This is a genomic window from Pseudomonadota bacterium (assembly GCA_039815145.1).
Lineage (GTDB): Bacteria > Pseudomonadota > Gammaproteobacteria > Steroidobacterales > JBCBZW01 > JBCBZW01.
Map to the genome: position 1 here is coordinate 1 of JBCBZW010000056.1, position 22636 is coordinate 22636.

Sequence of the window (22636 nt, forward strand, 5' to 3'; positions counted from 1 at the left end):
CAGCTACGCCGCCAAAGCCGTCCCCGACGAGGCGGCCTACGAACACAAGCTCGCCGTCACGGCGCGCTACCTGAGCCCCGAGCAGGAGGTGCTCGAGATCGGCTGCGGCACGGGCACCACGGCCCTGCATCACGCCCACCGCGTGCGCCACCTGCGCGCAGTGGACGGCTCCCAGAAGATGATCGAGATCGCCCGCGTCAAGGCGAAGGACGCGCGGGTCGAGAACGTCGATTTCGAGGTCAGCACCGTCGAGGCCCTCGACGTGCCAGCGCAGAGCGTCGACGTGATCATGGCCCACAGCATCCTCCACCTGTTGGACGACTGGCAGGGCACGGTAAAGCGCCTGCACACCATGTTGCGTCCCGGTGGCGTGCTCGTGAGCAACACCGCCTGTCTCGGCGACAAGATGTGGTGGTTCGGGCTGATCGGCCCGATCGGCCACGCGCTCGGGTTGCTGCCGCTGGTGCGCGTGTTCACGCGCAAGCAGTTCGAGCAGGCGTTGGTCTACGCGGGCTTTGAACTGGAAGTGCAGTGGGTGCCCGATGGCGGCAAGTCCCAGGCCGTGTTCATCGTCGCTCGGCGTCCCGAATAAGCGAGACGAATGACGCGCAACGCGTAGCGGGGACGCGGTAAGGTGGAGCTGTCTATCGTTCGGTCGGAGAGCTCTCCATGCTGCGTTCCCTCATCGCCTGCCTTCTCCTCGCGTTGCTGGCGGGTGCGGCCGCGCTAGCGGCGGAGAAGGTCGTCGAGCACGACTTTCTCACCATCGGTGAGCCGTCCGGCAGCCAGGTCGTCACCTACGCCGACGACGGCTCGCTGCAGATCACCTTCGAATTCAACGATCGCGGCCGCGGCCCCGAGACCACCAGCATCGTGCGCCTCGACGCCGACGGCTTGCCCGTGTTCCTGCACGTCACCGGCGTGAACTACTACAAGGCCGAGGTCGACGAGCAGTTCTCTCAGGTGGAGGGCAAGGCGCGCTGGCGCTCCACCGTGGAGGAGGGAGAGCAGAAGGTGGTCGGTCCCGCGGTGTACGTGCCGTCGAACAGCTTCCCCGAGTACTCGGCCATCCTCGCCCGCGCCCTGCTCAAGCAGCCCGATGGCAGGTTGTCCCTGCTGCCGGCGGGCGAGGCGAGCATCCGCGAGGTCGAGACCATCATCCTCGACGAGGGCGAGGGTGCGCAGGTCACGCTCTACGCCATCACCGGCCTCGGCTCGATGCCCGAGTACCTGTGGTTGGACCAGACGGGCGCCCTGTACGGGGCGGACTACAACTGGTTTGGCGTCACGCCGAAGGGGCAGGGGGCGCGAATCGCCCAGCTCAAGGCTCGCCAGCAGGCCGCGCAGGATCAGTACCTGACCGACGTCGCGCAGCGCCTGCGCGAGCCCCTAGAGGGCCTGGTGGCGATCGTCGGCGCACGCCTGTTCGACGCGCACAGCGGCGAGGTGGTGCCCGAGGCCAGCGTGTTCCTGCACGACGGAATCATCAGCGCGGTGTACCACGAGGCCGTCGCGGCCCCGGAAGGTGCCACGGTCATCGATGCGCAAGGCATGCTGCTGATCCCCGGTCTGTGGGACATGCACGCCCACATCGGCGCCGAGAGCTACCTGAACTACCTGGCCTCGGGCGTGACCAACGTGCGCGACATGGCGAACGATCCCGACTACGTCATGCGCGCTCGTCGCGAGGCGGCGCAGGGCAAGATCGCGGCGCCGGACGTCTACCCGATGGGTTTCATCGACCGGCGGGGCGAGTTCGCTGCGCCCACGGGCATGCTCGCCGCCAACCTCGAGGAGGCGATCGGATTCGTTGACTTCTATGCCCAGCGCGGCTTCCACGGCATCAAGCTGTACAGCTCGATCGACCCCGAGTGGGTCGCCCCCATCGCCGACCACGCGCACGGTCTTGGGCTCACGGTGCTCGGTCACATCCCCTCGGGCATGACCGCGGCCGACGCCATCCGGGCGGGCTTCGATGAGGTCACGCACGTCAACATGATCCTGCTCAACTTCCTGAACGGTGCGGAGATCGACACGCGCACGCCGCAACGCTTCATCGTGCCGACGCGCGAGGCGGGTAAGCTCGATCCCTGGTCGGCGGAGATCTCCGAGTTCATTCAACTCATGCGCACGCATGGGGTGGCCCACGACCCCACGTACTCGCTGTTCATGCAGATGTTCGCCAACACGCCGGGCGAGGTCTCGACCCTGGCGACGCCCTTCATCGATCACCTGCCGCCCACCCTGGCGCGGGGGATGATCAGCGAGCCGGGCTTCAACGAGGGCATCGAACAGGAGGGGCAGGCCACGGCGCAGCTGACGCGGGCGCTGATCCGGCGCCTGCACGACGCGGGCATCCGCCTGTTGCCCGGCACGGACTGGGGCCCCGCGGGCTTCGCGGTGATCCGCGACATGATGTATCTGGCGGAGGCGGGCATCCCAACGGCGGACGTCCTGCGCGCGGCGACGCTGGGGGCCGCAGAGCACATGGGCGTGGAGCAGCAGCTGGGGTCCGTGACCAAGGGTAAGCGCGCCCACCTGGTGCTGGTGGCGGGGGATCCGCTCAGCGATCTGTCCGCGCTCTACGGTGCTCAGTACGTGATCAAGGACAAGGCGATCTATCGGCCGGCTGATCTGCTGCGCGAGGCGGGGTTCCTGCCCTTCGGCGAGGCGCGTTGATCAGTCGCCGTGGGCGGCGGCGGTGGCTTCGCTGATCGGACAATCGCCGCTGTCGAAATGCAGTTCGGCGATGAGCCCTTCGCGTCGCAGGAAGGCCTGTTGCAGGCGATAGGCTTCGAACTCGCGGGCTTGGCGCTGGGCGCAGTCGTCGGCGTTGAGGCCTGCCTGGTCCTGCAGGAAGTGCACGAGTTCGTGCAGCACGAGGGATCGCGCGATGGGGTCGTGCCCGGCAGCCTCCAGACGCTCGTCGAGGTAGATCACGTTGCCGTGATCGAGGTAGAGGCCGTGCACGTCGGTGCAGCGTGCGGTGGCGCCTTCGGGGCAGGCCTGCGCCTCCAGCCATGCGGCGGATCGGAACTCGAGCGTCGGCATCTGCGCCGGCAGCGGGTAGCCGCTCAGTTGCGAGGCGAGCGTGAGCATGAGTTCGAGCATCGCGTTCCCCGGTGAGTATTCCGGTCAGGTACGCTCGACTCTGGCGCCCGCCGCGAGGGCGCGGAAGCACACTGGTTCACAGTGCGCGAAGTGCGCGCGCGCCGCATGGGCCCGCGCGCGGCGATGCTATCCTTCGCCCCAAGCCCACCCACTTGCGAAGGACATGCCGTGAATGTGCTGCTGCTCTCCCCTGGATACCCTGCCGACATGCCCGAGTTCGCCCGCGGCCTGGCGGAGAGCGGCGCCCGCGTCTACGGCGTCGGTGACTCGCCGGCGCAGGGCCTGCCTGACCTCGTACGACGCTCTCTCAGCCACTACGTGCAGGTCCGGTCTCTCTGGCGTACGGACGCGTTGATCCAGGAACTGGTGGCCCAACTGCGCGGCGTGGAGATCGATCGCATCGAGTGCCTGTGGGAGCCCGGCATCGAGCTGGCCGCCACCTTGCGCGAACGCTTCGGCGTGCCGGGCATGCGGGTGGACCAAGCCACCCTGTTCCGCGACAAGGAAGCGATGAAGCACGCCCTGGACGAGGCGGGCATCCGCACCCCGCGCCACCACAAGGTGGACAGCATCGCCGGCGCGTGGGAGGCCGCGGAGCGTATCGGCTATCCGCTCATCGTCAAGCCCATTGCCGGCGCAGGGTCGGCCGATACCTATCGGATCGATTCGGAAGATGATCTTCGTAACGTGCTGCCCAAGCTCACCCACGTGCCGCAGATCAGCGTGGAGGAGTTCGTCGACGGTGAGGAGTACACCTACGACACGATCACCATCGGCGGCGAGATCGCCTACCACAACATCGCCTGGTATCGCCCGCGGCCGCTGATCGCGCGCAGCAACGAGTGGATCAGCCCCCAGGTGATCGCCCTGCGGGATGTGGATGACCCTGCCCTGGCCGAGGGCGCGAAGATGGGCCGCGAGGTGATCGCCGCGCTCGGCGTGGACACGGCCTTCACCCACATGGAGTGGTACCGCAAGGCCGATGGCGAGGTGGTGTTCGGGGAGATCGGTGCCCGGCCGCCCGGCGCCCACCAGGTGGACCAGATGAAGTGGGCCTGCGACTTCGACGTGTTCCGCGCGTGGGGCTCAGCGGTGGCGCGGGGCGAGCTGGGCGAGCGCTTCGAGCGTCGCTACAACGTGGCCACGATCTACAAGCGGGCCCGCGGCATCGGGCGCATTCGCCAGATCGAAGGCACGGACGCCCTGCAGCGTCGCTTCGGCGAGCACGTGGTGTGGAACACCCTGTTGCCGGTGGGGTCGCAGCGGCGCGATTGGCGCAAGACGCTGGTGTCCGACGGCTTCATCATGCTGCGCCACGAAGACCTGCAAACGACCCTGGAGATGGCCGACGCCGTCGGCTCGGACCTCCACCTGAACGCGCAGTAGCCGTCAGGCGAGTTCCACGCGCACGAGCTTAACGATCTCGCTAAGCGCCTCTTCCACCCGCGCCGTGTCCGGATGGCGCACGATCACGTAGCCATCGCCCTCGTAGGAACTCGAGGGCACCTGCCCCTCGCGCGGCAGGTGGGTTTCCATGACCAGATCGCCGAAGCGACGTTGGGCCTCATCCAGGCCGTGAATCTTGCGCACGCGGCCGACGCCCTGGCCGCGGAAGTACGCGGCCCCGGCAGCGTAGCGACGCTCGGGCGGCTCGAACTCGCCCAGGATCATCAGTCGCGCCCACACCCGGTAGAAGTTCACGTCGTGGGCGTAGGAGAGCAGGGAGGTGAACTGCGCGCCGGGCGGCCGCGCGCCCACTTCGGACACGGCGATGCGCCCGTCCGCCATGTGGAACCACTCCATGTGGCTGAGGCCGGTCTCCAGTCCCAGGGCGCGAACGCCTTGGGCGGCGGCGGTGCGGATGGGATCGAACTCAGGGCCGGCGATATCGCGTGGTAGCACCACCACCCATTGGATCCACGGGTTCTTCATCACGTTCAGCGGCGAGGGGAAGTAGCGCGAGATCGAATGCCAGCGCATCTCGCCGTTCACGCACACGCTGTCGAAGGAGTACTCGGTACCGGAGACGAACTCCTCGTAGAGCGAGGCCTGCGAGGGCACCGGGGGGTACATCGACAGGAAGCTGTTGAGCTGGCCGTCGTTGTCGAGGCGGAAGGTGCCCTTGCCGCCTGCGCCCGCGGGGGGCTTGACGATGATCGGGTAGCCCACCTTGGCGGCGAAGGCTTTGGCGGCGCCGATGTCGCCCACCAGCGCATGGCGCGCGCAGGGCACGCCGTGGGCGCGCAGCACGTTCTTCATCTGCGATTTATCGCGGAAGTTGTGCGCGGCCTCCACGCTCAGCCCCGGGATGCCGAGCACTTCCCGCGCCGCTGCCAGGGGCACCTGTAGCTGCTCCAGGGAGGCGATGTAGGCGCGCGCCGGGCCGTGGCGCTGCTGCAGGTGGCGCGCCGCATCGACGAGTTGCTGTGGATCGAGGCCGTCGCGCACCTGGGCGTGGCCCGCGAGCAGGTGGCGAACTTCCGCCGGCACCTTCTCGAGGGGATCCTGGCTGACCAGGGTGAGGTTCACCCCGGGGGTCTGGGCCGCGGCGCTGACGAACTTCAGCGTGGCGTCCATGAAGAACGGCGCTGCAAAGATGGCGTGGGTACTCATGGGGCTAGTTTACCAAGGGACCGCCGTCGCTCGCCTGGCGCTACGGCGATCGGGCTAGACTTGCCGCGCAGGTGCAGGAAACACGGAACGAGAGCGATGGCGCAAGAGCCGCTGCCGCTGGGCAGCCAGGGCAAGATCGTGGTGCTGACGGGGGCGGGCGTGTCGGCGGAGTCCGGGCTCGCCACCTTCCGCGATGCGGATGGCATCTGGTCCCGCTACCGCATCGAGGACGTCGCCACCCCGGACGCCTTCGCCCGCGATCCGGCCCGTGTGCTCGAGTTCTACAACCTCCGCCGCGCCCAGGCCGGCGCGGACGGTGTGGCACCCAACGAGGCTCATCGGGCGCTAGCTCGCCTCGAGCAGGAGTGGGATGGCGATTTTTTGCTGGCCACGCAGAATGTCGACGACTTGCACGAGCGGGCGGGCTCCGGCGACGCCTTGGTGCACATGCACGGGGAACTGCACCGCAGCCGTTGCCAACATTGTGGCGCCGTGGTCGAGGGTTTGGGCGATTTGAGTGTCGACCTCGCCTGTGGATCCTGCGGTCAGCGCGGCGGGATGCGGCCGAACGTCGTGTGGTTCGGGGAGATACCCATGCACATGGATCGCATCGAGGCGGCGTTGGAGGCCTGCAACCTGTTCGTCTCCATCGGCACATCGGGCAACGTCTACCCGGCGGCCGGGTTCGTGCGCGCGGCGCGGGCAGCGGGCGCTTACACGCTGGAGCTCAACCTGGAGCCCTCGGAGGGCGCCTCCGCCTTCCACCAAGCCCGCCAGGGTCCCGCATCCGCCCTGGTGCCGGCCTTCGTCGAGGAAGTGCTCGCCAGCCAGCGTCGCCTATAGCCACCCCATCTCGATCGCCTTCAGCACCGCTCGGGTGCGGTCGCGCACGCCGAGCTTGGCCAGCACGGCGGACACCTGATTCTTGATGGTGCCCTCGGACTTCGACAGGGCGCTCGAGATCTCCTTGTTCGAGTAACCCCCGGCCATCAGGCGCAACACCTCCAGCTCCCGCGGCGACAGGGGCTCTGGCACCTCGCTCGCCTCGAAGGGTGTCGTGCGCCGGGCAAGGCTATCGATCACCGTCTCGGTGATCGCCGGTCTTAGCATGGTCTTGCCCTGACAGACGGAGTCGATCGCCTCGATCAACACCTCGAGGGACACATCCTTGAGCAGATACCCCTGGGCTCCCGCCTCGATGCCGTCGAGCACGAGGCGGTGGTCGTCGAAGGTGGTGAGGATGATCACCGGCGTGTCATCGCCGCTCGCGCGCAGGCGGCGGATCGCCTCGATGCCATCCACGCGCGGCATGCGGATGTCGATCAGGAACACGTCCGGTGACAGCGTTTCGGCCAGGGAGGCGACCTCGTCCCCGTCACTGCCTTCTCCCACCACATCCACCTGGTCCGAGAGCGCGAGCAGCGACTTGATGCCGGCGCGGACCAGCGCCTGATCCTCCACCACGACGACCCGGTGCATCAGGCGCCCGCCTGAGGAACCGGGTCCAGGGGCAGGCGCAGGTCCAGGTGCACGGCGTTGTCGCGGGTGGCGAACTGGAGGTTGCCGGCGAGGGCGAGTGCGCGCTCGCGCATGCCCTTCAGCCCGTTGCCCGGCTGCAGCTCGCCCTTCACTCGGCCGTCGTCGTGGATCTGCAGGTGCAGGTGATCTGGCTCACGGCGCAGGCGGATCCAACTGTGCTGAGCTTGGGCGTGGCGCAGGGTGTTGGTGGTGGCCTCCTGCACCGTACGCAAGAGCGTGCTCGCCGTGGCCACATCGTCCACCGGGAAGGGGCTGGGCACGTCGAGGTGCACGGTCAAGCCCGGCGTGTGCTCGGTGACGCTCTGCAGGGCTTGCGAGAGATCCAGGCCGGGGTCTGCGCGCAGTTCGCCCACGGTCTCGCGCACGTCACTCAAGAGCAGGCGTGCCAGGGCGTGGCAGTGTTCCAGGCGCTCGCGCTGATCGCCGTCGGCGGTACGTGAGGCCACCTGGAGGTTGATGGAGAGGGCGGTGAGGTGGTGGCCGAGCATGTCGTGCAGGTCGCGGGCGATGCGGGCCCGCTCTGCCGCTCGCGAGCTTTCTGCGAGGAGTTGGCGTGTCCCGCGGAGCTCTCGGTTGGCCGTGTCGGCCGCGTCGCGCGCGAGGCGGGCGGCCAGGGTCTCCCGTGCGGAGACCAGGGCGAACAGATGGAAGGTGCCGAACAGGAGGGCGTCGCGCAGGGCGTCGGACTCCTGCCAGACGAATTCGCCGATCAGGTACCAGGTGAGCACGACCGCGCCCAACAGTCCCCAGGCGATGCGAGCGCTCGGCACCACCGAGGGCAGGATGGCAATCCAGATGATGGTGTAGATTTGCAGCCAGTCGAAGGGCAGCAACACCCCGAGCCACAGGGCGAGCAGCAGCTGGGTGGCGCTCAGGACGTAGCTGAGGGCGTCCATGCGCTTGCGTAGGGTCAGCGCGAGCATGGCCACCAGGTACGCCAGCTGCAGGATGATGGCCGGCGTCGCGAGCGGCGCGATGGTGGTGTTGAGGTGGCGCGGATCGTTGATCGCGCCGACGGTGAGGGTGAACACCACGGTCCAGGTGATCAGGGCGGCGGCCAGGCGACCGAGGGTTTGGCGTAGGGAAGCACTCATGGGGGCATTGTGGCCCATGGCCAGTCCCCTGCCGATAGGCCAGAAGTCATGAATGTCTCGAGCGCGGGCTCGGGGCGGCGGCATTCGTAAGAGGAGAAGCGGTATCGGCGTATTCAGCCCCTTGGCGAGGCTCGGTGGGCGAGGGCTGGAGTCCCTGCGCTTGCAGCTGGCCAATCCCGACAAGCTGCTGGCGCTTTCCTTCATGGGCTTGTGCGCGGGCGTGCTGGCGGGCTCGGTGATCGTCGGGTTTCGCTGGGGCGTCGAGCATTCGCAGGAGCTCTTCCTGCCGGGCCAGGGCCCGGAGAACTTCGAGGGGCTGCCGCCGTCGGCGAGGTTTGTGCTGCCGATCCTCGGCGGCGTGCTGTTAGCGGCGATGTTCCGCTACTTCGCCAAGGGCAACACGATGCTCGGCATCGCCGGGGTGATGGAGCGCATGGCCTATCACCAGGGCCATTTCAGCCTGCGCGAGTTCTTCCTGCAGTTCTTCGGTTCGGCGATAGGGATCATGTCCGGGCACTCCGTGGGCCGGGAGGGGCCCCACGTCTTCCTCGGCTCGGCCAGCGCCAGCCTTTTGGGGCAGAGCTTCCGGCTACCTAACAACTCGATTCGTACGCTCGTCGCCTGCGGCACCGCGGCCGGCATCGGTGCCTCCTTCAATACGCCCTTGGCCGGCGTCGTCTTCGCCCTCGAAGTGGTGATGATGGAGTACACGGTGGCGAGCTTCATCCCGGTGATCCTCGCCTCCGTGAGCGCCACCACCATCTCCCACCTGGTCTTCGGCGAGCAGACCGCGTTCGTGGTGCCGCAGACGCATCTGGCCGATTTGGAGCTGATGGGCTGGGTGATCGCCTTGGGGGTGTTCACGGGCGTCGTGTCCGCGACCCTCAACCACGCCCTCGGGTGGGTGGCGGCGCGAATGAAGGTCGTGCCCATCTACTGGCGCATGATGCTGGCGGGCGTGGGGCTGGGTGCGATCGGTTTCTGGCTACCGGATGTGATGGGTATCGGCTACGACACGGTGCAGCTGGCGCTGACCGGCAATCTCGCCTTCACGCTGCTCGCGTTGCTGCTGGTGATGAAGATCGTGGCGACGGCCATCTCCTTGGGGCTCGGCGTGCCGGGCGGCGCGGTTGGTCCGGCGGTCTTCGTCGGTGCCATGGGCGGGGCGTTGCTCGCGAGTGCAGTGAACCTGATGGCGCCGGCCACCGAGGTGCCCGTCGGCACCTTCGCCCTGCTCGGCATGGGCGCCGCCATCTCGGCCAGCTTGCAGGCGCCTTTGGCCGGGCTCACGGCCATGTTCGAGCTGACGGACAGCCCCGATGTAATCCTCCCCGGGATGCTGGCCGTGGTGCTCTCCGGTATCACCGTGCGTGAGCTGTTCCGCAAGGAGTCCTTGTTCGTGACCCAGCTGCGCGCCGCCGGCCTCGACTACAGCGCCGCGCCGGTGCTGCAGGCCCTACGCCGACGCGGCGTGGCCAGCGTGATGGACCGGGGCTTTGCGCGCACCGACCACACCTTGTCCCGCGAGCAATGCGTGACGTTGCTGCAGGACGCGCCCGATTGGCTCCTCATCGACCAGGCCGAGGATCCGCGCGTGTTGATGCCCGCGGCGGACCTCGCCCGCTTCCTGGAAGCGAATCCCCCACCCGAGGCTGCCATCGCGGAGGGCGATGAGGGCGACGCGGCCGAGACCCTGATCGATCTCATGAAGATCCCCGCGGACCGTCGTCAGAGTGCCCCCGTCCTGCTGCAGGCTACCTTGCACGAGGCCCTGGAGCGCTTGAAGCAGGCGGACATCGACGCCCTGTACGTGGAGGCGGTGACGGCACCGGGCATTCGCCGCGTGTACGGCGTGCTCACCCTCCGGATGGTCGAGCGCGTCTACCTTGATTGAGAACGGTTCGTAGACGCATTGCATGCGCCATGGCGGTGGCGCGCTTATTCGTGCGCATCATCTGCCGCGCGCGTGCTAGTCTTGTGTGAGTGAGTTCTGCGCAGCTAAGAAATAGCTTGACCCGAGGCCGCGGTGAGTTGCGAGGCGGCGAGGGTGGAGTGTCATGATCGACATCAAAGATCTGCTCTTCGACGTCATCGGCCGCATCGATGATGCCGTATACGTAAAAGACCCTAGTGGCGCCTACCTGTACGTCAATCGCCGTGCCGCGCGCCTGTTCGGCAAGCGAGCGGACGAGATCCTCGGCGCCCACGACACAGATCTGTTCCCCAGGCAAGACGCCAAGCAACTCGCCGCGCTCGATAAGCGCGTCACCAACACGGGCAAGACCGTGTGCGCGGAGACCCGCTACCGCACCCTCACCGGCGAACGTCGTTTCACCACCCGTCTCTCCCCCGCCCTCGATGCGGAGGGGAATCTGCAGGGGATCGTCGGTGTCGCGCGCGATGTGACCGACCAGCGCGACAGCCATGATTCCTTGACCGGGCTCCTCAACCTGCACGGGCTGACGCGCAAGATAGAGCGTCTGCTGCGCCAGGGCAGCTCCCGCCTCGACCCGGTCGACCACGTGCTCTGCGTCGTAGACCTGCACAACGTTGAGATTGCGAACGAGCTCTGCGGCCACCAAGCCGGCGATGAGTTGCTGAGTCGGGTGGCGAGGCTGCTCGAGCGGCACGCATCGCGGGGCGATGTGTGTGCGCGCTTGAACAGCGATGAGTTCGCGTTGCTCCTGCCACAACGCGACGCGATATCGGCCGAGGAGATCGCCAACAACCTCGTCGAGGAGATCTCGGCTTACCGCGCCCGTTGCTCGGAGAAGTCGGTGAGCCTCGCCTCGAGCATCGGCCTGGCCGTGATCAGCCCCGATATCTCCAGCGCGGCGCGCGCGATCAGCATGGCCAAGCACGCGGCGTCGTCGGCGAAGAAGCGCAGCCGCAATCGCTTCGCCTGGTACGACGAGTCCGATCACACGGTCCGCACCCGGCGCTCCGAGCTCGAGGCGCTCTCCCAGTTCAATCAGGCCATGGAGCACGATCGCTTCGAGCTCTTCGCGCAGAAGATCTGCCCCCTCGGCGTGGAGGGCGGATTGCCGTCCTACGAGGTGCTCGTGCGCCTTCGCACCAGCACCGGGGAACTCATGCGCCCCACGAGCTTCCTGCCCGTGGTGGAGAAGAGCCTGCGCGCCGCCGAGTTGGATCGGTGGGTTATCGAACACGCCTTTGCCTGGATCGCTGAACACCGCGACGCCTTGGAGCGAGTGGACCACTTCGCCCTCAACATCTCCGGCCAGTCGCTGGGAGACGAGTCGCTGGTGCGCTCGATCCACCGCGCCTTCGAGACCCACGGCGTGCCACACAGCAAGGTGTGCTTCGAGATCACCGAGACCGCCGCCATCGAAGAGCTCACCCACGCGGTGCACTTCATCAACCTCCTGCGTGACTCAGGGTGTCGCGTCGCCCTCGATGATTTCGGCGCCGGCCTCTCGTCCTTCCGTTACCTGCGCGATATGCCCGTGGACTACGTGAAGATCGACGGCAGCTTCGTCCGCAACATCTGCACCAACCGATCCGACTACATCGTCGCCCGTGGCATGCATGCGCTCACCCGCGACATGGGCATTCGTAGCGTGGCCGAGTTCATCGAGAACGCGCAGATCGAGCACGCCCTGCGCGAGATCGGGGTCGACTTCGGCCAGGGCTTGTTCATCCACTCCCCGGAGCCGCTCTCCTCCATCCGCGCCCTGCACTAGCAGCCTGTTGAAAGAACCTCAGGCGGCACGATCCGGCGTTGGAAATCGACTCAAAGTGCTCATGTACAGCTCGTACGCTGCGCTTTTCGTCGGTTTCCGCCTTGTCTCGCACTCGCCTGAGAGTCTTTCAACAGGCTGCTAACCAGCCAGATCGGCATTAGGCCAGAAGTCACTTTTTCGCTCGTGACCTTCGGCACTGGGGCCGAGGTCCCGCTCTGCGTAGCCTGAACTCAAGGCTTCATACCCCTCACGCAGGAGCGGACCATGCTCGATGAGATTCACTTCGGACTGATCGCCGTGCACATCGGCGCGGGAACGGTGGCGTTGATCGCGTTCTGGTTCGCGATGCTCGCACGGAAGGGCAACGCCCAGCATCGCGCCGGTGGGCGTTGGTTCGCGTGGGCGATGCGCGTGGTGACGGTGACGGCGGTGGTGGCCGCCGTGATGGTGTTGATCGATCCCCTGGCGATTCGCGACCCCGACGGTTCGCTCGCCGCGCAAGGTCCCGAAGTGATGGCGGCCCAGGCGATGAGCGCGCGACGCGCGGCGCTGTTCCTGCTCACGATTGGCTTGCTGGTGCTGGCGAGCGTGCGCCACGGGATGCTCGCCCTGCGCACGCGCACGGCCCCGAATGCACTGCGCTCGCCCTCCCAGCTGGCGCTGTTGGGTGCGCTGTGCCTGGCGGGAGTGGCCACCGCGTACGTGGGCTGGCGTGCCGGGAGCATCCTGCTGATGGTGTTCGGCGGCCTCGCCCTGTTCAACGGACCACGCATGCTGCATCGGGCCCTGAGCGGACCGCTGCCCGCCGAGGAGCGCATCGTCGCTCACCTCGAGGGAATGCTAGGTGCCTCGATCGGTGCTTACACGGCCTTCTTCGTCTTCGGCGGCAACCGCTTCATGTCGCCCTGGTTGGAGGGGTACTGGGCGCTGGTGCCGTGGATCGCCCCCGCCGTGCTCGGCAGCATCGCGTCCGGTTGGTACGCGCGGCGCTATCGTCGCCGGGTGATCGATGCGCGAACGGCCGCCCCCACGGCCGCCTGAGGGGGCGGGCATGGCGCTGCTGGTCCTGTCGCGAGGCACGCAGTAGGCTGTGCCCATCGCAGCCACGCGGCCGCTGCCGCGACAGGATCGCCCCATGATGCCCGCCTTGCTTCCCACCTACGCTCGCGCCCCCATCGCCTTCAGCCACGGAGAGGGTTGCTGGCTGGTCGACACGCAGGGCGAGCGCTACCTGGACTTCGCCGCCGGCATCGCCGTCAACGTGCTCGGCCACGCCCATCCGGCCCTCGTGCAGGCGCTGACCGAGCAGGCCCAGCGCCTGTGGCACGTGAGCAACCTCTACGAGATCCCCGCCCAACGCGAACTGGCGGAGCGCCTCGTCGGCCTGACCTTCGCCGACACCGCGTTCTTCACCAATTCCGGCACGGAGTGCTGCGAGCTCGCGGTGAAGATGGTGCGCCGCCATTGGTTCGAGCGCGGGGAGACGCAGCGCCAGGAGATCCTCGCCTTCGAAGGCGCCTTTCACGGGCGTTCGGCCGCGGCGATCGCGGCCGCGGGTTCGGCCAAGCTCACCCACGGCTTCGCGCCGCTCCTGCCCGGGTTTCGCCAACTGCCCTTCGGTGACCACGAGGCCCTGCGGGCGGCGATCGGCCCCCAGACGGCCGCAGTGATGATCGAACCGGTGCAGGGGGAGGGCGGGATTCGACCCTTGCCCGAGCAATGCCTGCGGGGGTTGCGTGAGGCCTGCGACGAGCACGGTGCACTGTTGATCCTGGATGAGGTGCAGTGTGGCGTCGGGCGCACCGGCAGCCTCTTCGCCCATGAGCGAGCGCAAATCGCCCCCGACATCATGATGGTGGCCAAGGGGATCGGCGGCGGCTTCCCCCTCGGCGCCCTGCTGGCGAGCGAGCGCGCCTCGAACTGCATGACCCTCGGCGCGCACGGGTCCACCTACGGCGGCAATCCCCTCGGCTGCGCCGTGGGCAAGGCGGTGCTGGACATCGTCAGCGCGCCAGCCTTCCTGGCCCGCGTCCGCGAGGCGAGTGAACGGGCGAGGGGCCTGCTAGGTGAACTGGTCAGCGCCTATCCCGATGTGTTCGTCGAAGTGCGTGGCGTCGGGCTCATGTTGGGGGTGCGTTGCGCGGACGGCATCGCCAACGCGGAGGTGGTGGCGGCGGCGGCCAAGGCGGGCGTGCTCACGGTGCCGGCCGGGGAGAACGTGATTCGTATCGTGCCTCCGCTGACCATCAGCGATGATGAGCTCGCCATCGGTGCCGAGCGCTTGGGCGCTGTTGCGCAGCGCTACCAGTTGACGCAGGCGGGCTAACGCCCCCCTGGCGTTGCCTCGGCGAGGCGCAGGCGGGCGGCCACGAAGGTCACCCCCTGTGGGGCGCCGTGGCGGTTCAGGGCTTCGAGCCCCTGACGACACTCCACCTCCGGCCCGCGATAGCTCAGCAGCAACACGCTAAAGGAGGCGCCGGGAGTCGGGGACGCCCTGCGGCCGGCGAGCAGGTAGCGGCAGTTCGACTCGCGCTCCACCCGTTCGATCAACTGGCGTGCCAGGGTGTCCAGGGCGGGACCGACGGGGGTCAGCGTGTCGGTGCCCGAAGGCGGTGTCGGCGGCACGCTCGCACACGCGCCCAATAGCGTTAAGCCGCAGGTCACCATCCGCGCGGCGTGCCGGGTGAACGGTGGTGTCGATTCGAAGCGATTCACGGCCTCGCCTCCCAAAAGCTGGCGTCAAGCGCCCGATGGGGGTTCGCGCGGGCGCGCAGCTGGTGAGCTTGGATTACTCATGAGTCATCTGCTGCGGCCGCCGATACACGGCAAAACACGGTGCGTGCTCATTCCAGGTGCTCGGCGTACTGTCGAGTACGCCTGCGCGCCACACCGTGTTTTCCCGCGTCTCGTCGCCCTCGCGACGAAGACTCATGAATAATCCAGGCTAGAATCCCAGCGTGACAGGTTCGCGCAGATCGCACTATCGAGTATGCCCGCTGACACGGCAAGACTCGGTGACGACCGACCCGCGGATTCCCCAACGCAAGCAGGAGGCGACGTCGATGACCCCAGGGCGCAGGCAAGCACAATCACCGCAGCAGCGATCCTCTTCAACGCCACAGTGGTGGCGCAGCGCCACCTACGCGCCCGTGGCTGCCGCCTTTGCCCTGATGTTGGCGTGGGTACCGCACGCCTTTGCCGAAGGGACCTACGAGGAACTTCTCGCCTTACACGGCGAATGGCGCGCCTTCGAGCACCCGCCCTCGCTCGACGGCGCACCGGATTACACCGCGGCGACCTTCGCCAAACGTCATCCCGAGTTCCTCGCCTTGCGGGAGCGCTTGCGCGCCATCGATCCCAGCGCGTGGCCCGTCGAGCAGCAGGTCGATTGGCAAGTCGTGCGGGCGGAGATGAACGGCTACGACTTCAACCATCGGATCTTGAAGCCCTGGGTGCGCGACCCCGCCTTCTATCAATCGATCTGGATGGGGCGCAGTGACGTGCCCGGCCACGAAGGCCCGACCCATCACGCGGTGGTGGAGTACTGGACCTATGAGCAACCTTTGGACGCCGACGCCCAGGCGCGCTTGGCTCGCGAGCTGGCGGTGATTCCGCCCCTGATGGCGCAGGCACGAGGCAACCTCACGGGCAACGCCCGGGATCTGTGGATCACCGGCATCCGCAACATCCGCCAGCAGCGCGACTACCTGCGCACGATCAGCGAGCAGGTGGGTGAGGCCGCGACGCCGGCCCTGCGCGACGCCCTGGATGCGGCGAAGCGCGCGAGTAGCGAACTCGTCGGTTGGCTGGAGGCGCAGGCGCCGAGCAAGAGCGGCCCCTCCGGCATCGGGCGCGAGAACTACACCTGGTACCTGCAGAACGTGCACCTGGTGCCGTTGACCTGGGAAGACGAGGTGCGCCTGCTGAAGCGCGAGCTGGACCGCGCGTGGTCGTCCCTGCGCTTGGAGGAGCACCGCAACCGCAAGCTGCCGCCCCTGGTCGCCGTCAGTTCACCGGAGGAGTATGACGCCCTGGCCGAGCGCTCCGCCCAACACTTCCTGAAGTGGCTGCGCGAGGAGGAGATCCTCACCTACGAGGACTATTTCGAGCCGGCCCTGTACGCGCACCTGGGTGCCTTCGTGCCGGAGGAGACGCGCAACTTCTTCTGGATCGCCGCGCACTACGATCCCACCCCCCTCTACACCCACTTCTACCACTGGTTCGAGCTCGCCCGCATGGACACTGAACCGCATCCGAGCCCGGTGCGCCAGGGGGCCTTGCTCTACAACATCTTCGATAGCCACAGCGAGGGGCTGGCGACCGGCGTGGAGGAGATGTTCATGCACGCGGGCCTCTACGATCACAACCCGCGCTCTCGCGAGATCGTCTGGATCATGCTCGCCCAACGCGCTGCGCGCGGCCTGGGGTCGCTCTACGCCCACGCCAACGAGATGACCATGGAGGAGGCCGGTGGCGTGCACGTCGAATGGACGCCGAGGGGGTGGATGAAGACGGAGAAGGAACTGCTGATCTTCGAGCAGCATCTCTACCTCCGCCAGCCCGGCTACGGCACCAGCTACGTCACGGGCAAGTACCTGCTGGAGCGGACCTTCGCGGACTACTCCAAGCAGCTGGCCGAGAACGGTGAACCCTTCCGCCTGAAGGACTTCTTCGATCGCCTGAACAAGATCGACAGCATTCCCATGGCGCTCGGTCGCTGGGAACTCACCGGCCTCGACGACGAGCTGCCGCTGATCGACGACTTCCCGGGCGGCTAGGCAGCTACATCCTCGACAGACGCAGAATCATCAGCGCCGCCCGCTGGGTCTGGATCGAGAGCGTCGGCAGAATGATGTACTCGGCTACCGTGTGGTCGTTGCCACCGCCGGGGCCGAGGCCGTCGATCGCCCGATCGACGATGCCGGCGGTGAAGGACACGTCGGCGGCGCCCGCGTTGCGCGGGTCGACGGCGGCCACTTCGCCGTGGCCGAGCTCGACGCTGATCTGACTGAACAGTTTCAGTAGGTCGTGGTTGCCCGCCGTCGGCGCCAGGGGGGGGTAGCCGTCATCGAAGGTGATGGTGGCGCTGGTGCCGGGCAGGGAGTCCGCGACCACCTCGCGCATTACCGATCGCGCGTGCTCCAACTGCTTCAGGGAGATCGCCCGCAGGTCACCGGTGACCACCGTCGAGCCCGCCACCACGTTGGTCTTGCCGAAGGCCGTGCCCGAGGCCTGGAAGGCGTCGTAGGTGACGTCCGTGCCGCCGAGGATGACCCCTGGATTGAAAGTGAGCAGATTCTCGCCCGAGAGCCGCTCGTAGAAGCCGTGGAGGATGCGCGCCGCCTCGTAAACGGCGCCGGCACCCACCTCCGGTTGGAACAGCTGGGAGGAGTGGGCGGGCGTGCCGGTCACCTCCAGGCGCCAGCCCGAGGCCCCGCGGCGGGCAATGACGGCCGTGGCGGGGTTCGAGTCACCGTTCTCGAAGGCGAGCACGTAGTCCGCGTTGTGCGCGGCGGCGCGCAGCGCCGCGCGGGCCTGGTCCAGGGGGCGGCCCGAGCGTTCCTCATCACCGATCAAGGCGACGGTGACGGCGACCTCATTCATCACCCCGACCGTCTTCAGGGCGCGCAGCGCCTCGACGATCACGACGTTGCCGCCTTTCATGTCCACCACGCCGGGGCCCTTGGCCTCATCGCCGTCGCGTTCGAAGCGTTGGAAGGGGCTGAAGGGCTCGAACACCGTGTCCAGGTGGCCGATGAGGAGCAGGCGCGGGCCGGTGCCGTTGGAGCGTGCGATGAGGTGCCCGGCGCGCTCGAAGGCTGAGCCGTCGACCCACTTCGTGCTGAGGCCCAGGTCGTTGAACTCCGCCCGGAACAGATCGCCTACCTCGCGCACGCCCTCGAGATTCATGGTGCCGCTGTTGATGTTCACCGCGCGCTCGAGGAGCCCGATCGCCTCTTCCGCGCGGGACTCGATCACCTCAACGATCTTGGCCTCTTCCTCAGAGAGGTCGGCCGCGGGTGCGGGCGCGGTCGCGAGGAGGGCGGCGAAGCAGGGCAGCAGGGCGCGAAGGCGTGGCATGGCGGGCTCCGGTCAGATGGTCGACCCAGAGCACTCTACGGCGGTGAGCGCTGCGTGCCAAAGCACGGCGGGTGGCGATGGTAGACTCCGCGCCCATGCCTAAGTCCAAGCGCGCCAAAGCGCGACCCGAAATTCCCCGCTTCGAGCACCCGCTGTTCGAGACCCACTGCCACCTCGATTACCTCGACCAGGAGGCGCTGGAGGCGACCCTGACCCGCGCCCGGGAAGTGGGGGTGGACAAGATCGTCACCATCGCCGTGTCGCCGGACAATCTGCAGACCGTCCTCGACCTGGCGCAGGGCAACGAGGCCCTGTGGTGCACCCAGGGTGTGCATCCCCACGAGGCCGAGCACTACACCGAGGATACCGGCGAGACCATCCGCGCGCGGGCGAGCCTGCCGGAGGTGGTGGCCGTGGGCGAGATCGGTCTCGACTACTACTACGATCACGCCGACCGCGCCGTGCAGCGGCAGGTGTTCGAAGCACAGCTCGCGATCGCCGTGGAGCAGGATCTGCCCATCGTCGTGCACACGCGCGATGCGGATGAGGACACGCGGGCCATCCTATCGAATTTCTCAGGTCACCTACGGCGCAAGGGGGTGATCCACAGCTTCACCTCGGGCTTGCCCTTGGCCGAGTACTGCCTGAGCGAAGGGTTCTGTTTGGGCTTCAATGGGATCGCAACCTTCAAGACCGCCGAGAATGTGCGCGAGGTGGTGGCGGCGACGCCGTTGGAGCAATTGGTGATCGAAACCGACTCGCCTTACCTTACGCCGGTGCCCTATCGGGGGACGAAGAACGCGCCGTACTTCCTGCCGTTCGTGGCGGAGTACCTTGCGGAGTTCAGAGGCCTCGACGTCGAGGAGTTCCTGTCCGCCGTATACGCCAACAGCGATCGCCTCTTCTGGGGTGGAGGCGCGGGCGCTACGGGCCCTAGCGCCGCCGCCTGACCGGCGTAGGTTCGCTTAACGTAAGTCCGACCACTGCACTAGAACCTGGCTGCACCGCACACTTCTCGTAGCGCGTGTACCGGTACGCACTCAAGAACCTTCGGTCCTCGCCGACTTTTCTGCGGCGGCAGGCGAACTATTCGCCCGCTCTCACGGAATCGGACACGGGGTTCACTAGATGGTCAACGACGCGCGCGCCTGGAATTCGACGATACAACCCCACGGGGGGAGAATGGTGCTGGACACCTTGGTCCCATGGGCGCTCCTGTTAGGAGTGGTGGCAGCCACGCAGGTGTTCGCGAACCCCGACGATGGTGTGAACGCACGCTTCCAGTTCGACAACAGCCTCCAGGACACGGACGGCGAGTACACCCTCACCGGTGCCGGCGTGGAGACCGCCTACGTTGCGCGCGGCACCGGGACGGCCCTGGAACTCGCTGGGGAGTCCTGGCTGGAAGTCCCCCAAGCGGTACACACGGCGCTCCAGCGCGACCAGTCGCTCTCCCTGAGTGTGGACTTCTACTTCAAGGACACCGGCGAGGATGAAAGCGTTCGCGTCATCCTGAGCAACAAGGACTGGGCCTACGATGTCTTCGGCCTGAAGATCGAGGTGTTCAACGAGCGCATCGAGTGGCAGCCCGAGGGCATCATCTTCGTGCAGTTCAACATCGGTGTAGGCACGCGCGAGGTGGCGACGCGCTTCTTCGACCTGCCGATGGATCAGTGGCACACGGCCACCGTAGACATCGACTTCGTCACCAACGAAGTCGCTTTCGGCGTGAACGGCCGCAAGGAGAACAAGTCCCTCAACGAGAGCGAGGGCGGCGAGTCCATCGACCCGACTGCCTTCATCAGTCACCTCGGTGAGACGCCGTTTCGCTTGGGTGCGCATCAATCGGCCGCAGGCGTCGAGCCGGAATGGCGCAACGAGTTCGATATCGAGAACGGCAACACGACGACCTCCAATCTGGCGGAGGTGTACCTCGACAACTTCGTGATCCAGTCGCCGAAGCCGGATGGTGATGCGGCGACAGTGAACGCTTCACTGCGCGCCTTCAACCGCCACCTCTCGGGTGAGGAGGTGCTCGGTAACGCGGCGTTGGAAGCCGAACTCCTCGCCTTGCGCGAGAACCTGAGCGGGATCGACTTCGCCGCGATCTCAGACGAAGCCGGTCAGTTCGTGAGCGCCCACGCCGAGGCGTTCGGGCCCGTCTACGCCATCGTAGAGCGCAACAACTTGGATAACGTTCGCTACGACGACCTCCCGGCGACCTCCAAGGCCTACGTCGACTTGGGCGTTTGGATGCTGGAGAGCGGACTCCCCGACTCGGACCCGTCCAGCGCCGCTGGGGTGACCTACATCGAACACCGCGAGTGGCCCGGCGCCCTGGCGCCCGGAGCGGAGCGCGTCACGGGAGGTAGCGCCGACATTCGCGCCGAGTACGTGCGCGATCCGGGGTATCTGATGGGGGGCATGCGCCAGGAACCGGAGTCGGAGCTCGCCGCCTACCTGTATCGGCCGACGGGCTTCTACGCGCCCGCCGGCGAGGTCGTCACCGTGACCGTGCCGGACGCGCTCGTCGATAGCGGCTTGCACCTGCGCGTCGGCGTGCATGCTGACAATCACTCGTTGCTGGCATCGACGAGTCGCTTCCCCAAGCTGACGGTCGACTACCGCATCGATGCGGCCACCACCGAGGTGCTCAACCCCTTCGGTGGCAACATCTACGTGCTCGTGCCCCAGGACACGGATCTCGGGTGGCACGAGATCACCATCGACGGTGCCGCTCGCGCGCCGTACTTCTCAACGCGTAGCGGGTACGAGACGCCGAGCAGCGAATGGTCCGCCATTCGACAGTATCCCGGGGTCACCGCCGACTTCGAATCGGACAAGTTCATGGTCTCCGTGCCGTCCGCGCAGATTCGGACCTTCGATGAGGCCGCCGCGTTGCTCGAGCGTTGGGATCAGATCATGGACATCTTCCAGGTGCTCCACGGTCGGCCCATGGCGCGCTCGCGGGCGGAAGCCTACGTGCTCGATTCCACCCAGCTCGTGGTGGGCTCCTTCCCCGGCGGCTATCCGGTGACGCCCGGACTCTACGCGGAGGGGCCGAACGGGATCACCGACGGGTTCTACTCGCCGTTCGCCGTGCTCAACGAAGGCAACTGGGAGCAGGATCTTGGGCTGCTGGTCATGCTGCACGAACTCGGCCACCATCACTACGGCCGCTTCCTTCTCGAGGGGGAACAAGAGTCGTACGTGAACGTGCCAGCGGTGGCCGTGCTGCAGCAGCTCTACGGCCTCACCTACGACGAAGCCCTCAGCTTCTCCGGTTACCAATACTTCAGCCGTACCGATGCGGCGATCGACTGGATGGTGACGCAGAACTTCCGCAACGGCGATGCGATCGGGTTCGATCCCACCACCGAAGAGCCGGCTATCGAGACCTCCTACCAGGCGCGCGGCCATGCCAAGTACGTCGACCTAGCGGCGATCTTCGGCACCTGGGAAGCCCTGGGCGATGTCTATCGGACGTACTACGAGGATGATCTGGTCACGGGTACCCCGCCGGGTACGCAGGCAGGGGTTACCCACGATGACTTCCTGGTGCGTGGGAGTGAGGCTTTGGGCTGCAACCTCGCGAGCCTGTTTCACTTCTGGGGAATCCACCCGAGTGCGTCGGTGGCCGAGCAGATTGTCGCCTACCCGGCCTGCGACGGGGCAGCACAGCGCCTGATCCACTACCTCGATAGCGCGCCGCGCACCAATGGCGAGATCGCCAGCTTCTACAACGAGAAGACGGCGGTCCAGGAGAATCAGCTCAATGCCGAGGTCTACGGTCAGCTGCTGGAGAGCTTCGATGTGGAGCAAGCGCAGGAAATCCGCGACGTTGGTGGCGCCTTGCTGGAGGCGTACTTCGGCGTGACGGCGGATGAGCCTCCCAGCGTGCCTGGCGTATTGACCACGGCGTTGACCGTCAATCCCGACGCGGGTGGAAGCGTCGAGTTCGCCTGGGAGCCGTCGGTCGATCCGCAAGACAAACCTCTCACCTACGCTTGGGCCCTCTTAGATGGTGAGTCGGGAGAGGAAGTGCTCTCGCGTGCGTGGGTGGAGGGTACCTCCGTGTCGATCGGGATGGACGAGTTGTCCGAGGCTCTCGGCCTGGATGAGGCGGGCGATGCGCCTGTCATGGTGACCCAGCAGGTGACGACGTCCGACACCTTCACGGTCGTCTCATCGTCGAAGGTCGCGACGACGATCTCCACCGGGCCCGGTGACGATTCGGGTGGCGACGAGACAGGCGGCGACGAGTCCGGTGGGGGTGGTGATGCCGGCGACGGTGACTCCGGCGGTGACGCGAGTCCTCCGCCCGCAGACGATACGGCGACGACGCCTGACCCGGCGCCGACCCCGGGAGGGGGTGGCGGTGGCGGCGGTTCGTTCTCGCTCCTCACGCTGTTCGCGCTGGTGCTGATGGCAGCGGGGCGCCGCCAGCGACCGCTGACCGCGCGAATGTCTTAGGTTACGCAATCGGCCCGCGCT

17 protein-coding genes are annotated in these 22636 nt (G+C 67.1%); 11 read left to right on the forward strand and 6 right to left on the reverse strand.

What is annotated here, in order from left to right; genetic code table 11:
* Both AAF184_14530 and AAF184_14535 read left to right on the forward strand, forming a co-directional pair.
* A partial coding sequence (locus tag AAF184_14530) for a class I SAM-dependent methyltransferase (protein MEO0423550.1) occupies positions 1–592 on the forward strand: 592 nt, incomplete at its 5' end.
* Between the two features lie 77 nt (positions 593–669).
* Positions 670–2679: an amidohydrolase family protein gene (locus tag AAF184_14535; GenBank protein MEO0423551.1), complete on the forward strand. Its 2010-nt coding sequence runs from the start codon at positions 670–672 to the stop codon at positions 2677–2679.
* On the opposite strand, the gene AAF184_14540 is transcribed toward AAF184_14535, so the two are convergent.
* Positions 2680–3111, reverse strand: coding sequence for a DUF6647 family protein (locus AAF184_14540; protein MEO0423552.1), 432 nt, complete (start codon positions 3109–3111; stop codon positions 2680–2682).
* A gap of 168 nt (positions 3112–3279) precedes the next feature.
* Between AAF184_14540 and AAF184_14545 the strand changes: the two genes are divergently transcribed.
* Positions 3280–4497, forward strand: coding sequence for an ATP-grasp domain-containing protein (locus AAF184_14545; protein MEO0423553.1), 1218 nt, complete (start codon positions 3280–3282; stop codon positions 4495–4497).
* A gap of 3 nt (positions 4498–4500) precedes the next feature.
* Here AAF184_14545 and AAF184_14550 read toward each other — a convergent pair whose 3' ends face one another.
* Positions 4501–5724: an ATP-grasp domain-containing protein gene (locus tag AAF184_14550; GenBank protein ID MEO0423554.1), complete on the reverse strand. Its 1224-nt coding sequence runs from the start codon at positions 5722–5724 to the stop codon at positions 4501–4503.
* 96 nt (positions 5725–5820) lie between these two features.
* Between AAF184_14550 and AAF184_14555 the strand changes: the two genes are divergently transcribed.
* Entirely contained in the window at positions 5821–6567 is a 747-nt protein-coding gene (locus tag AAF184_14555) for an NAD-dependent deacylase (GenBank protein ID MEO0423555.1), read from the forward strand.
* Here AAF184_14555 and AAF184_14560 read toward each other — a convergent pair.
* Positions 6562–7203 (reverse strand): response regulator transcription factor, encoded by a 642-nt coding sequence (locus AAF184_14560; protein MEO0423556.1) that lies wholly within the window; start codon positions 7201–7203, stop codon positions 6562–6564. The two genes, AAF184_14555 and AAF184_14560, sit on opposite strands and share 6 nt — an antisense overlap.
* Entirely contained in the window at positions 7203–8357 is a 1155-nt protein-coding gene (locus AAF184_14565; protein ID MEO0423557.1) for a histidine kinase, read from the reverse strand. Before AAF184_14565 ends, AAF184_14560 begins: the two co-directional genes overlap by 1 nt.
* A 52-nt stretch (positions 8358–8409) precedes the next feature.
* Between AAF184_14565 and AAF184_14570 the strand changes: the two genes are divergently transcribed.
* From AAF184_14570 to AAF184_14585, 4 genes are all read left to right on the forward strand, one after another.
* Positions 8410–10251, forward strand: coding sequence for a chloride channel protein (locus AAF184_14570; GenBank protein MEO0423558.1), 1842 nt, complete (start codon positions 8410–8412; stop codon positions 10249–10251).
* A 163-nt stretch (positions 10252–10414) separates the two neighbouring features.
* The gene (locus AAF184_14575) at positions 10415–12061 is read left to right on the forward strand and encodes an EAL domain-containing protein (protein ID MEO0423559.1); all 1647 of its coding nucleotides are present in this window, start codon (positions 10415–10417) and stop codon (positions 12059–12061) included.
* Positions 12062–12325: 264 nt separating this feature from the next.
* A complete protein-coding gene (locus AAF184_14580) occupies positions 12326–13102 on the forward strand; it encodes a hypothetical protein (protein ID MEO0423560.1) in 777 nt (258 codons plus the stop codon).
* Positions 13103–13196: 94 nt separating this feature from the next.
* Positions 13197–14387: an aspartate aminotransferase family protein gene (locus AAF184_14585; protein MEO0423561.1), complete on the forward strand. Its 1191-nt coding sequence runs from the start codon at positions 13197–13199 to the stop codon at positions 14385–14387.
* Here AAF184_14585 and AAF184_14590 read toward each other — a convergent pair.
* Positions 14384–14776, reverse strand: coding sequence for a hypothetical protein (locus tag AAF184_14590; GenBank protein ID MEO0423562.1), 393 nt, complete (start codon positions 14774–14776; stop codon positions 14384–14386). The two genes, AAF184_14585 and AAF184_14590, sit on opposite strands and share 4 nt — an antisense overlap.
* A 455-nt stretch (positions 14777–15231) precedes the next feature.
* Between AAF184_14590 and AAF184_14595 the strand changes: the two genes are divergently transcribed.
* The gene (locus tag AAF184_14595; protein ID MEO0423563.1) at positions 15232–16839 is read left to right on the forward strand and encodes a hypothetical protein; all 1608 of its coding nucleotides are present in this window, start codon (positions 15232–15234) and stop codon (positions 16837–16839) included.
* Between the two features lie 4 nt (positions 16840–16843).
* Here AAF184_14595 and AAF184_14600 read toward each other — a convergent pair whose 3' ends face one another.
* Positions 16844–18142 (reverse strand): M20/M25/M40 family metallo-hydrolase, encoded by a 1299-nt coding sequence (locus AAF184_14600; GenBank protein MEO0423564.1) that lies wholly within the window; start codon positions 18140–18142, stop codon positions 16844–16846.
* Between the two features lie 95 nt (positions 18143–18237).
* Between AAF184_14600 and AAF184_14605 the strand changes: the two genes are divergently transcribed.
* Positions 18238–19092: a TatD family hydrolase gene (locus tag AAF184_14605; protein ID MEO0423565.1), complete on the forward strand. Its 855-nt coding sequence runs from the start codon at positions 18238–18240 to the stop codon at positions 19090–19092.
* A gap of 235 nt (positions 19093–19327) precedes the next feature.
* Positions 19328–22615 carry a M60 family peptidase N-terminal accessory domain-containing protein gene (locus AAF184_14610; protein MEO0423566.1) on the forward strand — a complete coding sequence of 1096 codons (3288 nt, stop codon included), beginning with the start codon at positions 19328–19330 and terminating at the stop codon, positions 22613–22615.
* The last annotated feature ends 21 nt before the right edge of the window (positions 22616–22636 follow it).